Here is a 13,564-nt window from a genome sequence, read left to right on the forward strand (position 1 = left end):
AAGAGAGTAGGTGGGGGATACTCCCAGTGTGCCAAATCTCTCCGCTACTATGTTAAGTCACAAGTCGTCTGCAGTATAAAGTGATTTTAGTTAGCATGTCTTGGCTTTCTATATTGAGATCAAGAACATCTGAGTGTGGGCGCAAAATGTAGCCATTCCCTTCATTCCATTGAGCACAAATAGTGTATTCTGCTTGCTGTGCATAATGACGTTTGTGAGCAGATGTGAAAGGAGGCAGAGAAATAATAGTGGGATCTAGATGGTGTACAAATTTTGTTCCTTCAGGTCGCTCGATATAAACAAAAATTGCAATTTTATCTTCTGGTGGTATTGGTTTCTGAAAGGCAAAGAACGCTGCAACATAGAATGATCTTGACCAATCTAACAAAGGCGATGGGAACCCGTGGTGTCGCAAATAAATTGCGAACTCATAAGAAGGAAAATCAAAATAATCTGGCTGTACTTTTGCATTCAGTAAGTGGCTTTTTAAATCAATTTTTTTTTGTGTATTAAATTGGTGACCTGTAATTGATTCGATCTCATTAACATATTTTTTGGGCTTTAATCAGGTAATCATAAAGCCTAATATTTTTATCTCCTCTCCGCTCAAGTGTAGTTTCAAGTCTCCATTTCTCGTTGGAGTGCCCTCGAAATAAAATACCTCTTCTCGACGTGTAATTTTCAAATTCAGTACGAATTTCTTCTACTGTTGTAGGAAGTTCGTCCCATGAATCAAGCTCGATTTTTCGCATTGTTAATAACTAGTTAAGAAAATGCATTTTACATTTACATAAAAGCCATTAGTTAGATATTAGATAAATAAAGACAATAAGTAAATTATATAGGCAGGCTAGTTTTACAATTTTTCTGGCCTCTAAAATCTTAAAATTGCCAAAATATTTATCAAAGCCTTACCGAAAATCTTTGTGGAAATCTAGAGTGATTAAATCACTTTTCCTATCATAGATCATTGTTGAGAAGCATATTCCAGCAGAATGGAAGCCATGTAAACCTTGGTTGAATCCACCTAAGGCTAGAAGAACTTTATAGACCCCAAAACCAATATTGGGAAACGACTCTAGAAAGTAGGCTTTTGTCACAATATCGATCTGGGTCTTGTTTGGGATTTCAATCCAAGTATCATTCAGCTCAACTTTATTATTTCCATCGTCTACAGTTTCCCAGAGGTCTGACAAGATTTTTTCATCTGGAAGGATCAGATTTAATAAATTAGCTAATTGATCAGCCACTTTCGATGACCTTTTCTCAACGTTTAATAGGTGTAATAGGCAGAGGCAAACCTTTCTCAGAAGAGTAAGTTGAGCCTCCCCTTTATGCACCTGAGCGTTCCGAATTATGCGATCGCATTCTCCACCTTTTCAGATTCAGATAATTCCCAGGTTGTATCCGCTGCCAACTTCAGGGTGCGCTCGTGGTAGTTCGTTAACGTTGATCTGTGGCCCACACTCAAAAAGGTCGTTTCCAGATGCTGTAACTGCTGATAGAGAGAAGCTTCATTGCTCAAATCTAGGGCACTCGTGGCCTCATCCAGAATGGCATATTGGGGCTTATTCAGTAACAGCCGAGCAAAGGTCAGCCGCTGCTGTTCACCCAAGGATAAAACTGAAGACCAATCTTCCACCGCATCAAAGCCCTCAAACCGTTCATCTAAATCCGGTAGATTAATCTGCTGCAAAATGGCCTTAAGCTCTTCGTCACTGGCCTCAATCTCCATATTGGGATAAATCATCTGATCCCGGAGACTGCCCACAATCATATAAGGACGCTGAGGTAGGAAGAGAATATCCTTTGGCTGAGGACGGTGGATGGTGCCTTGGCCCGAATTCCATAGACCAGCCATCGCCCGCAGTAATGAACTCTTACCGCATCCGCTTGGCCCTTTGACTAACAGCCCTTCTCCTTCTGACAAAGCCATCGAGAGATCGGTAATTAAAGTCCTCTGATAGTTGGGGGTCATTAGGGTTAGTTCAGCCAGAGATAAGCCATCCCCTTCCTCTACGGCAAAGGTAGGCTGAATCTGTGTTTCCTCTTCAGCATCAGACTCAGTCGATTCCTCTGCTTCCGTCTGACTAGGCTGTTCTATATTTTCAGCAAAGGTATAGAGACGGTCAATGCCTGCCCCAAAAGAGGTTAACTCTTGGAAACGGGCCACAATCAAGTTCAAGGAAAAGAAGATCCGAATAAATGCGCCTTGGGCTTCAGAGACCTTACCCACCTCAAGTTCACCTGCAAAGATGCCAGGAGCAACGACAATGGCAGGCAGGATAAAGGGCAAAAACTCATAGGCATTGGAAAACACATTCAAATTCAGCTGCCAAATAATCAGGTTCTTGAAGTTCTCAAAGGCCTCCATAAACCGATCTTTGACCTGATCGGCTTCCTGTTGCTCTCCCCGATAGAAGGCAATTGATTCCGCATTCTCGCGAATGCGCACCAGACTAAAACGGAAATCAGCTTCTTTCTTGAGCTGGGCAAAATTTAGCCTGACCAGCCCTTTCCCAAATACTCCCACCGTGACGACGGTGCCCAGGACGGCATAAAGCACTAAGAACAATACTAATGAAGAAGAAATCTTCCACAATACGCTGCTAAAGGCGATTATCCCTAACAGGGAATCGACAATAATCAGCAGAAAAGTGAGTGATCCCTGGGTAAAACTTTTGACATCTTCAGCAATTCGCTGGTCGGGGTTATCGATGTCCGTATGCAGATTGTTGAGGTTATAGTAGGCTCGATTGCTGAAATAGTTATCCACATAGCGATTGGTTAGCCAGCGTCGCCACTGCAGTCCTAAGCGATCCCGCAAATAGGTATAACCAGCAAAAATAGGTGCATAAGCCACCAGGACTCCCAGGAAGATCATGATGGTTTGCCAGAACCGGGTTTCATCCTGGGCGGAAAGGGCTGAAATCATCACCCCCCCCCCGACGATTGTTGAGAAGCACGCTTAAGCCGGTATAGCCCAGAGAAAGCACCATGACGAGCAGGAGCAATCCCCGCGCTTTCCATTTTTCTTCGCTATTCCAATAGCTAATGGCGATTTTCCAAAACCGCCCTAAAATTTGCAAATTAAATCGTTCCATTAGTCCTTTTCGATAACCCGTCCCATATCTGACGTTAACTTAGTTAAGGTATGAAGGGGTTGTTTGCCCGTTAACGATGGAACCTATGTCTAATTCACCTACGCCTCGGCAGATTCTAGAAACGTTATTACCGCCTTTAAGACTAGCCGCTGCCTATTCCAAAAATATTCAGCCTGTGATTGCGGCCTGTCCCGAAAAAACCGATCAGCAAAATCACTTTGGCGCTGCTTTATCAGATGCCGATTTGTCGATTCAAACTTTGGTGGAAGTAGCCCTTTTGGGAGCTTATCCTCAAATCCGGTTCTACGGGGAGGAATATGAAAAAACAGCCAATACCAAATATTTCCGAGCCATTGATTTAGGGCCAGATGGAGATTATTTAGTCACCCTCGATCCTATTGACGGCACCCGCTTTTACCTAGATGGTCATGATAATTATCAAATTATTGTGGGTGTCCTGAACCAAGACGAATATGAGGCAGTCCTCGCCATTTCACCGGCCCAGGATTGCTATTACTATGCCCTGCAGGGCGTAGGGACCTTTTTGGGTTCTCTAGAATCCTCCTTAGACCAGTGCCAGAAACTCCAACTTGAGAATCCAAAACCTCTCATTTATTTGGGTTGGGGACTCTCGGATCGCCTTCCTGATATTGGTCCTGCTTATCAAATCAATGATCTGAAAACGGCCTATACCGCAGATACCTTTGCACCCAATATCAATGCCATTCTCAAAGGAGAATTTGCTGGTGCCATCTTGGAATCGGGTAAGTTTATCGATGGAGCTGCCATTGCTTTCTTAGCCCAAGAAGCAGGCTGTATCGTTACCACATTTACGGGAGATCCTCTGCCGCCCTTACAGACCAGTCAAAACTACCAACGACCCGGCTTAATAGTGGCAACTTCAGCGACGGTTCACCAAGATCTGATGCAGGCTGTCGCTCAACACTTACTGATTTCAGCGAGTTAGTTTAATGGGTTGATTCACCTTGATATGAATGTCGTACTGGGGGAGCAACGTCCCGACAATATAAGAGCGATGGGCGATCAAGGCTTCATGGAACTGTTTCCAATGGCTTTCTAGGAAACTAGGGTCATACTGAAAGACTTCTTCCCCTGTATCAAGCAAGGCTTCAGTCCCAATCGCATCATGTTTCCAAGAGCCGATGCCTTTATGGACATAGGAAAGATGGGCAGTGCCAAAACTAAATCGCCCCTGGCCAATTAAGTCTAGCCACTGTCGATACCGAATCTCATTATTTTTATGGGTGATGGATTGTAAGTGCTCAGCAATGACAACCTTGTCCTTTGGCGGTAGCCCAGTAACTCGGGCATCTGGATCCCCCAACCGATAGCGCTGTAACCACTGGCACATGTGATCTGCCGCTTCTAAATAGTCTTGGGGGTTGTTTCTGACAATTTTCTCGTTGAGGCCGTTGGTATAGCCCCATTTCAAAAAGGGTTTATCAGGATGTCCTAAGACGGCTCCATGGCCAAGGGGAAAGACTTCACTCAGAAGATGGCCGGTAAAATTGTCGACGACATTCTTTTTGAAGTAGGCTTTGACCTTTTTAGTGAATTTAAGGTCGAGATTGCCCCGGGAGTCGATGAGTTTTCTGGCTTCATTCACTTGGTGGTTCACTCCCGCAAATCCCTGATGAGCCCAGGTGTCAGCATAGACATGCATCGCAATGCCCAGCCGATACAGACCATGATCGGTTTGGCGCAGCTGGATACATTCTCGCAACATATCCTGGGCTACATGGCTATTGGGTCGGCAGATTAATTTATTAATAAAGGTGCCATTAGGGTTCTGGTGGGCGGACAGCCCCTCATTCCCCGGCAAAAAATGAAACGGAATCCAAACTTGATAGTTTGCTAGTTGGCGAAAATTCCGATAATCCAGCAGTTTATGGGCAGAACTAATGTGATTGAATACAGTGCCATTGTTAAAGCGAATTAAGCCAGAATTGGTGGCGTCATCAACATATTGAGCGCAGTGGGCAATGACATTGGCTTCTGGGTGATCGAACCCAGCCAAACGGGCCACGATATAGGTGACGCCGTTATGGAAATCTATTTGCATTCTGGGTGTGGCTCCCTTAGCGGAAAGGGTTGCTATCACACTACCTGAAGATGGTGACGGACGCCTGCAAGCTTATCTTTTCGAGATTGTGACTTGGATGCTGATTCTGCAACCTATTTTTAGAGAAAATTTGATGGCTAAGCATTGCTCTAAGGTGTTTTGAGAGAGTGTGACTAGGAAAGGAATTAGTCGGTTAGGGACCAGCGCGGCAGCGGACCATAAACTAACCTTAATTTCAGGAAATACGAAGCTTAACCCGTTGAAGAAATGGAATTTAAATTTAATCCTTCAATATTAGGGACATGCCCAGATTTGCTAGCCATTGATGGGGCTTTGTCTTGGGGAAATATCGATCTATTGATTGAGCAATAATGATGATTGAGTGGGTCAGATGTGTTTAATTTTGCGTCGTCATGGGAAGGATACAGGTTTAATCGCAACGGTATTATTTGTACCCTGTGTTTTTTGGATTTATGCCCAAACGGTAAGTCGTGCGAGGGGTAATCAGTACATTGGGTTAGCGGCTAGCAAATGCGGTTTTATGCCTGGTCGTGGTTCGTCAATTGAGGTTAAACAATCTGTGGATTGGAGGTGCGATCGCATCACCAATCCCCCATAATGGCGAAGTTGCTCTAGATTGCATCTATGTCCGTATCATTCACCTGTCGCCAGGAGACTGTCTGCTTTGGTGGCACCATGGGATTCTATAGTCATGACTCCCAAACCTGCCGCACCCCCATGAATTTTGCTGTGTATCAGCCTCCCCAGGCCGAGACAGGTCCGGTTCCCGTCCTCTACTTTTTATCGGGACTCACCTGCACAGAAGAGAATTTTGTAACCAAGGCGGGGGCTCAGCGATATGCGGCCGAATATGGCGTCATGCTAGTGGCACCCGATACCAGCCCTCGGGATGGCGAAACCCCAGGTGCCAAGGACGATTGGGATTTAGGAACTGGTGCAGGGTTTTATGTGAATGCAACAGCTGACCCTTGGGCCAAGCACTATCATATGTATGACTATGTCGTGGAAGAGCTACCGGCACTAATTGCCCAGTTTTTCCCTGCCAATCCTGAGCGACAAAGTATTTGTGGTCATTCCATGGGGGGACATGGGGCGTTAGTCTGTGGTTTGCGGAATCGCGATCGCTATCGGTCCATTTCAGCTTTTGCCCCGATCGTGGCTCCTACGCGCTGCCCTTGGGGACATAAAGTCTTTTCCAGATATTTAGGCGTGGATATGGAGACTTGGAAGCAATATGATGCTTGTGAATTAGTGCATCAATACCAAGATGATCGCCCCCTGCTAGTGGACCAAGGCACGGCGGACTCTTTTCTCGAAGAACAATTGCGGTCTCACTTGCTACAGGACGCTTGTGACCAGGCCCAGCGTCCCTTAACCCTAAGAATGCAGCCAGGCTATGACCATAGCTACTATTTCATCGCTAGTTTTATCGGTGATCACATCAAATTTCATGCCGAGTATTTGGGTTTGTAAGGGTTTCCTCAACTGAAATTCGGTACCAGGGGAAACAATGTCCTAAAATTAGGGGATTGCCCACCCTCTCAGTTACATGAACATCCAGGCATTTATTCAACAAAGTTGTGGCCGATGGTTTACGCAGCGCACCTGTCATCAGATTGGAAATTTATCTTCTGATGCCCAATCAGCGCAGCTTTGTGTGGAGAAGCTAAGCTTAGAGGATGTGGCTGTTTTGGAATTGTGCAAAGCGGCCGAGACTGATCCGACCTTGGCTCAGTGCGCCGCTAAAATTTCCTGGAAGGGACAAGGGTTTCAGGCCCAACCTCAAGAAGCGGGGGAGCTACTGATGGTGGCCCTATCGAACGTATCTAACCAAGGGGAAATACTACAACAGGTGGGTTCAGCCCCTTTTATGCGACTTAATTTTCATATTGACGAAGATCAAAGACTGATCCTAACGGGAACCCAAGATCAATTGCATTTGGAGGAACGGGTATGGTTCGCCAGCCCTAATTTGCGCTTGCGCATCAGTCTTTTAAAACAGGCGAATCAACTATATCAAGCGACTTGGTATTCTGAAGTGCGGATGGGGGGTTTTGCCCGAACCTGCGCCAGAAGAGCTGCCCCATGCCGCCTCGACGAAGTAAACGGCTTGCAGAAGTAATCATTCAAATTATTTAGAAATAGGGATATCAGTATGGGGTTACCCATTGTTGCCATTGTTGGTCGCCCAAATGTGGGTAAGTCAACCCTAGTCAATCGACTCACGGGAATGATGGACGCGATTGTCCATGATTCGCCTGGCGTCACTCGCGATCGCACCTATCGTCCTGGCCTCTGGAATGGTCGAGACTTTTCCCTAGTGGATACCGGCGGACTCGTGTTTGATGATCAGACGGAATTCCTCCCCTTTATCCGCCAGCAAGTCATGATTGCCTTAGCAGAGGCCACCGTAGTGGTGATGGTGGTGGATGGGCAGGCAGGCCCTACCCCCGCAGACCATGAAATTGCTCGTTGGTTGAGGTTACAAAATACTCCCGTCTTACTGGCGGTTAATAAGTGCGAATCACCGGATCAAGGCATCACCCAGGCTGCACAATTTTGGGAATTGTCTTTAGATGAACCCCTACCCGTTTCGGGAATCCATGGTAATGGCACCGGGGATCTCTTAGATCAAGTGGTCGAACATTTCTCAGAAACACCTGAAGCGGCTGAAGAACCGGAGATCAAGGTGGCGATAGTGGGACGGCCGAATGTCGGTAAATCTAGTCTGCTGAATGCTTTTGTTGGCGAGAATCGCTCGATTGTTAGCCCCATTTCGGGGACAACCCGCGACACGATTGATATGGTGGTCCGTCGAGGTGACCAAACCTATCGCTTTATTGATACGGCAGGAATTCGTCGTAAAAAGAATGTCTCCTATGGGCCGGAGTTCTTTGGCATTAATCGGGCGTTTAAAGCGATACGGCGATCGCAAGTCGTATTGTTTGTGATTGATGCCTTGGATGGTGTGACAGAACAGGACCAGAAGCTAGCCGGACGCATTATTGATGATGGTCGGGCCTGTGTTCTGGTGGTCAACAAATGGGATGCCGTCACAAAGGACACCTACACCATTAATGAATTTGGCAAGCAAATTCGAGCCCGTCTCAATTTTATGGACTGGGCAGAAATGATCTTTGTTAGTGCCCAGACGGGACAACGGGTAGAAAAAATTCTGAACTTGGTGGATACTGCTGCTCAACAATTTGAACAGCGGGTGACGACTTCGGTGATTAATGAGGTCTTGGAAGAAGCTGTGAGCTGGCATACGCCGCCTACAACTCGCCAAGGACGGCAAGGCAAAATTTACTACGGCACTCAGGTGAGTAGCCAGCCGCCTACGATTGCTCTGTTTGTGAATAATCCTGTCCACTTCAAAGACAATTATCGTCGTTATATTGAACGACAGTTCCGTGAAAATTTAAACTTTACGGGCACCCCTATCCGCCTACTTTGGCGAGGGAAGAAGCTGCGAGATATGGAACGAAATACTGCTAACCGAGCAACCCGAGCTTGAATTAATTTACCGATTTAATGACTACATTATTCCTGATTTCTAAGCGATTTAGGATATATGGTATATAGCAGGGTTAATAGTAAAATGCGATTGTATTTATGAGTTGAGAATCATCCAGAACTCTAATTGCAGCTATTAGATTTTGGCTTAGGTTTTGAGGGTTTAGAATTTTCCTGATTATCATTCTCTGAAAGAGAACCTAACACTTTAGTCAGTGGGAACCCTTTACGGAATCTTCCATTATTGGGTGAATCTAATAGCACTGAACGTGAGCCTGAATTGGGTTGTGGATTTGACTGTGCAGTATTTGATAATTTCTGACTGATTTGACAAAGATCTGGGTTAGAGTAGGTGTTCTCTGACTTCTGCTCTGATAGAGAAGCGGGAGAAGTGTCTTGTATATCTGAAGCTTTTGGAGATGGACTATTTTTCTCCTGAGCCTGAGATAAAGAAGGTGAAAAATATAAGCAAGATCCTAGCAATAGAACTGCTGATTTTGAACGCCATTTCATCAGGATATCCACCAGTATTAAGAAATTGAAAAAGGCTAGACTGTTATTTCCAGTCTAACGAAAAGTTAGTTCTATCAAGAGAGGTTCATACAGTAATACGCTATAGCTTCTTTGCTTTAAGCTCTAAACTTTCCTATTGCAAGTTTGAATAGGGAGTGAACTGGGAATAAATACATTGCACTGAACCTTACGAGGCTTGTTTTCCTGTTAACTCAGCTTTGTATAGTACATTTGTACTAAAATATTTCTTCGGCTATCACTTAGATTTTTTTTAATCATGTAGTTTTTCTAGCTCTATTCTTACAAGCTTGTTTGGATGAGGCTCCAATCCTGCTTTGGCCAGGGAATTGGGGCTAATCTTATGCCAGTAAATACTCTCCTCTGACTTTGATTGTGTGGCAAAACTCACTTTGAAGGTGGTTAGTAGGGATTAGGGAAGCACTTATTCTTTCCTAAACAGAGTTGACTTGCCATTTCTGACATATATAAACTGTGCTACAACCATTTACTGCTAAAGCACTCAGATAATTCTGGCCAAGATTTAAATGATCGCAAGTGGGAAAAAATGACTAACGTTTTCTACGCCATTTTGGCCAACTCTTTGACTGCTCTTTTGACGAATACTTTTGTTTGGTTTGCGGCAACATTTTGGGTCTATTTGCAAACTGAGTCTGTATTGGCAATGTCGGTGATGGCGGGAATCTATCTGATCACCGTTTCTATTTCTGGATTCTTCTTGGGGGCGTTGGTGGATCGCTATCGCAAGAAAACGGTGATGATGCTTTCTAGCCTTTGCTCCCTTATTTTATACACCCTTGCCTATGGCATCCTCGCTTTATCTGACCCTGCGGTCTTTACAGATCCTGGTAGCCCCAGACTTTGGGGTTTCATTCTCTTGGTATTGACCGGTGCGATCGCAGGTAATTTACGATCTATTGCCTTATCTACCCTGGTTACGCTGTTAATCCCTGAAGACAAACGAGATCAGGCCAATGGCTTGGTGGGGACAAGTGATGGCATCTCGTTTCTAGTTGCGTCTACCTTGAGTGGATTGGTGATTGGATTTTTAGGTGTGCAATGGATGCTGGGAATTGCGATCGCATTTACCTTGCTAGCTATGATTCATCTGGTAACCCTCTCCATTCCTGAGGGCGAAATCATCCCTACAGAATCTGAAACGAATCAGATTGATATTCGTGGCACCATTCGGGCCATTCGTCTGGTTCCTGGACTGTTTGCTCTCATTTTCTTCAATACCTTCAATAACTTATTGGGGGGAGTCTTTATGTCTCTGATGGATGCCTATGGCTTGTCACTGGTTTCAGTCCAAACCTGGGGTATTTTATGGGGAGGATTGAGCTTAGGATTTATTTTGGGCGGCATCATAGTAGCTCGGAGAGGGCTAGGCAAAAATCCCCTGCGAACCCTTTTTCTTGCCAATGCAGGAATGTGGCTGGTTGCCATGTTTTTCACAATCCAGGCATCAATTGTGTTGTTAACGATTGGCGCATTTATTTTTCTCTGCTTAGACCCAGTGGTTGAGGCGGCAGAACACACCATCTTACAAACGGTGATTCCTTATGAACGTCAGGGCCGTGTCTTTGGCTTTGCTCAAAGTATTGAACAATCTGCTTCACCCCTGACTGCCTTTATGATTGGCCCCATTGCTCAGTTTGTTTTTATTCCGTTTATGACTACGGGGGCTGGGGTCGAACTCCTGGGTCCTTGGTTTGGGACTGGTCGAGATCGAGGAATCGCCCTGGTGTTTACGGTGACGGGACTGGTGGGATTGATATTGACCGTATTGGCAATGCGATCGCACTCCTACCGAACCTTATCGAAGCAGTATCGCAAAGCTAAAACTCATAGTCTTGAGGCAAAGGTGTAAATCTGCAGGGGGCCTGTTCCCATTGGGGGAAGTGAAGATATGGATTCAGCACCGATGCTACAAGGATCACGGTGGCTAGAAAGTTAGAATTGAGTATGGTTCCTCATATTTTCGATACTGCAACATGATCTGTTGCCTCAGTCCTACCTGCGATCATCCCCAAAACCACGATGGAGTTCACTATTGCCAACGATGTGGTGCGCCCCTATCGGCGTTACTCAGAAACCGCTATAAAGTCGTCAAACTTTTGGGGAAAGGAGGGTTTGGCCGAACTTTTCTGGCCCATGATACGGATAACCTCAATAAGCGCTGTGTCGTTAAGCAGCTCACCTTCCAATCCACCAATACCTGGATGGCACAGAAGGCTATCCAGCTGTTTGAAGGGGAAGCCCAACAGCTTCAGCAATTGGGGACCCACCCTCAGATCCCTGCTCTACTGGGCTATTTTGAAGACGAAGGCTGTCTTTACCTGATCCAGCAGTACATAGAAGGGAAAAATTTAAAGCAGCTTTTAGAACATCAAGGTGCTTTTTCTGGAGGCCAGATTGAGCAGATATTGCTTCATCTGCTTCCGGTTCTCCAATACATCCATGAACGCGGTGTTATTCATCGAGACATTAAGCCAGACAATATTATGCATATTCCTGGAACCGGGAAATATGTGCTGATCGATTTTGGCGTTGCTAAACCCATTCCTGATCCGGCGAAGGAGCTATCTGGAACTGTTTTGGGGTCTCCTGGCTTTGCTCCTTATGAGCAAATGCGTTTAGGCATTGCGACGCCTAGTGGTGATTTATTTGGCTTGGGGGCGAGCTGTTTTTATCTCCTAAGCCAAACGTCTCCGTCCACTCTGGCAACGGAACATGGCTACAGTTGGCTAGAGTCGTGGCATTCCTATGTTTCCCAACCCCTCAGCCCTTTACTAAGGCAAGTTTTGAGTCAGCTTTTGCAAAAAGAGGCCTCAAACCGCTATCAGTCCGCAGAAGCAGCCCTCAAGGAGTTAACTCGGAGGGTGCTGACCCCAGATGCCAGTACCACAACAGCTCTACCCAAAGCTTCGACGTTACCATTGCCAGTGCAGGTCCAGAATTCCCTAGAAGCGTCTTTACCGCCTACGAAGGTGGTTGAATCTTCTGTAGACCGTCGATCCAAGCCTTTTATTTTTTATCTCGCGCCCCAATCTAATGCTACCTCTCTCCAAAAAGACACATCTCTCCGCATTCCTCGCAAGGTGGTTGGGAGTGCCCTACTCACTTTGGCTCTTCTCGGCGGCATCGGATATATCGTCGCCCAAGGGTTACTTACCGTTTCACCCAAAGCGATCACGGTTGCAGAAGTCAATCGACAAGTTCAAGGCCATCTCCAACAAGGGGATCAACAGTTTGCCGCAGGGGACTATCAACAGGCACTACGTGAATATGCAGCCGCGATTCAAAAAGACCCTGAAAATGCGAAAGCCTACTTTAATAGTGGTATTACGAAACGTCGGCTCAATGATCTGCCGGGGGCTATTGCCCATTACACCACCGCTATTCGTCTCAAGCCCACCTCTGTCGATGCCTATAATAATCGAGGCCTGGTACGCAGTCAGTTAGGAGATAAACTCGCTGCCATCGCTGATTTTACGGAAGCGATTCGTCTCAATCCCCAGCATGTTCAAGCCTATAACAATCGAGGGACGATCTATTCTGAGGTCGGGAAAAAACAGGCTGCCATCGCAGATTATTCCCAAGCGATACAGATCGATGCTCAGTATTATGAGGCGTACTTTAATCGCGGCATTGTGCAGTCAGATCTGGGCAATACCAAAGCTGCGATCGCAGATTATTCCCAAGTTCTTCGCCTGAATGTCAACTATGCTCAGGCTTACAATAATCGGGGCATTGCTTATTTTGCCCTTGGCAATTTGAAGCAGGCAATTACTGATTATACTGAAGCGATTCGGGTTGATGCCAAATATGCCAGAGCCTATACCAACCGGGGAACAGCTCAATTAGCCTTGGGGAATACACAAGCCGCAATTGCCGACTACACCCAAGGGATTCGCATAGATCCTAAGTATGCTAAAGCTTATGAGAATCGCGGTACCGTAAAAAGCCAGCTCGGCAAAAAACAAGAGGCTATTCAAGACTTACAAAAAGCTGCAGATATTTACCAATCTCAAGGGAAAACAAAAGACTACCAGAATATTATTGAGAGTATAGAAAAATTGCCATAACGTCCCAAATATAGATATTACTAGAAAAGGGTGAGGTTTTGGTAAAAGGGCGTATTTTTTTGCCAAAATATTTGAAACTTTGGTGCTCGAAATTTCGTCCTTTTAGGCAACTGTTCCCTAACCTTTGAGGTCATTTTAATGACTAAATTAGTACCCAGCATTCAACGACGCGTCTTATCCACAGCCGCCTTAGGTTGCTTAGTGAGCTTCTCTATTCTGTC

11 protein-coding genes and 1 pseudogene are annotated in these 13,564 nt (G+C 45.6%); 7 read left to right on the forward strand and 5 right to left on the reverse strand.

What is annotated here, in order from left to right; translation table 11 throughout:
• Positions 1 to 52 precede the first annotated feature (52 nt).
• The 3 genes and pseudogenes from HRE53_RS24765 to HRE53_RS24775 form a co-directional block, all read right to left on the reverse strand.
• Positions 53 to 538: an FRG domain-containing protein gene (locus HRE53_RS24765; protein WP_315876664.1), complete on the reverse strand. Its 486-nt coding sequence runs from the start codon at positions 536 to 538 to the stop codon at positions 53 to 55.
• 373 nt (positions 539 to 911) lie between these two features.
• Positions 912 to 1,250, reverse strand: coding sequence for a hypothetical protein (locus HRE53_RS24770; protein WP_235108351.1), 339 nt, complete (start codon positions 1,248 to 1,250; stop codon positions 912 to 914).
• A gap of 104 nt (positions 1,251 to 1,354) precedes the next feature.
• Positions 1,355 to 3,104: pseudogene (locus tag HRE53_RS24775) on the reverse strand (ABC transporter ATP-binding protein/permease).
• Between the two features lie 85 nt (positions 3,105 to 3,189).
• Here HRE53_RS24775 and HRE53_RS24785 point away from each other — a divergent pair.
• A complete protein-coding gene (locus HRE53_RS24785) occupies positions 3,190 to 4,071 on the forward strand; it encodes an inositol monophosphatase family protein (RefSeq protein ID WP_235108354.1) in 882 nt (293 codons plus the stop codon).
• Here HRE53_RS24785 and HRE53_RS24790 read toward each other — a convergent pair.
• Positions 4,060 to 5,187, reverse strand: coding sequence for a DUF6765 family protein (locus HRE53_RS24790; RefSeq protein WP_315876666.1), 1,128 nt, complete (start codon positions 5,185 to 5,187; stop codon positions 4,060 to 4,062). The two genes, HRE53_RS24785 and HRE53_RS24790, sit on opposite strands and share 12 nt — an antisense overlap.
• 391 nt (positions 5,188 to 5,578) lie before the next feature.
• Between HRE53_RS24790 and HRE53_RS24795 the strand changes: the two genes are divergently transcribed.
• The 4 genes from HRE53_RS24795 to der all read left to right on the forward strand — a co-directional run bounded on the left by HRE53_RS24795 (position 5,579) and on the right by der (position 8,725).
• Complete coding sequence (locus HRE53_RS24795) at positions 5,579 to 5,806, forward strand: hypothetical protein (protein ID WP_235108356.1); 228 nt, start codon at positions 5,579 to 5,581, stop codon at positions 5,804 to 5,806.
• Positions 5,807 to 5,832: 26 nt separating this feature from the next.
• The gene (gene fghA, locus HRE53_RS24800; RefSeq protein ID WP_235108357.1) at positions 5,833 to 6,681 is read left to right on the forward strand and encodes an S-formylglutathione hydrolase; all 849 of its coding nucleotides are present in this window, start codon (positions 5,833 to 5,835) and stop codon (positions 6,679 to 6,681) included.
• Positions 6,682 to 6,757: 76 nt separating this feature from the next.
• Positions 6,758 to 7,330: a phycobiliprotein lyase gene (locus HRE53_RS24805; protein ID WP_235108358.1), complete on the forward strand. Its 573-nt coding sequence runs from the start codon at positions 6,758 to 6,760 to the stop codon at positions 7,328 to 7,330.
• Between the two features lie 33 nt (positions 7,331 to 7,363).
• Entirely contained in the window at positions 7,364 to 8,725 is a 1,362-nt protein-coding gene (gene der / locus HRE53_RS24810) for a ribosome biogenesis GTPase Der (RefSeq protein ID WP_212665723.1), read from the forward strand.
• A 122-nt stretch (positions 8,726 to 8,847) separates the two neighbouring features.
• Here der and HRE53_RS24815 read toward each other — a convergent pair whose 3' ends face one another.
• Complete coding sequence (locus tag HRE53_RS24815; protein ID WP_235108359.1) at positions 8,848 to 9,237, reverse strand: hypothetical protein; 390 nt, start codon at positions 9,235 to 9,237, stop codon at positions 8,848 to 8,850.
• Positions 9,238 to 9,802: 565 nt separating this feature from the next.
• Between HRE53_RS24815 and HRE53_RS24820 the strand changes: the two genes are divergently transcribed.
• Positions 9,803 to 11,125, forward strand: a complete 1,323-nt coding sequence (locus HRE53_RS24820) for an MFS transporter (protein WP_235108360.1) — start codon at positions 9,803 to 9,805, stop codon at positions 11,123 to 11,125.
• A 124-nt stretch (positions 11,126 to 11,249) separates the two neighbouring features.
• The gene (locus tag HRE53_RS24825; protein ID WP_235108361.1) at positions 11,250 to 13,343 is read left to right on the forward strand and encodes a tetratricopeptide repeat protein; all 2,094 of its coding nucleotides are present in this window, start codon (positions 11,250 to 11,252) and stop codon (positions 13,341 to 13,343) included.
• Positions 13,344 to 13,564 lie beyond the last annotated feature (221 nt).

This window comes from Acaryochloris sp. 'Moss Beach', from assembly GCF_021497025.1.
GTDB classification, from domain to species: Bacteria; Cyanobacteriota; Cyanobacteriia; order Thermosynechococcales; family Thermosynechococcaceae; genus Acaryochloris; species Acaryochloris marina_A.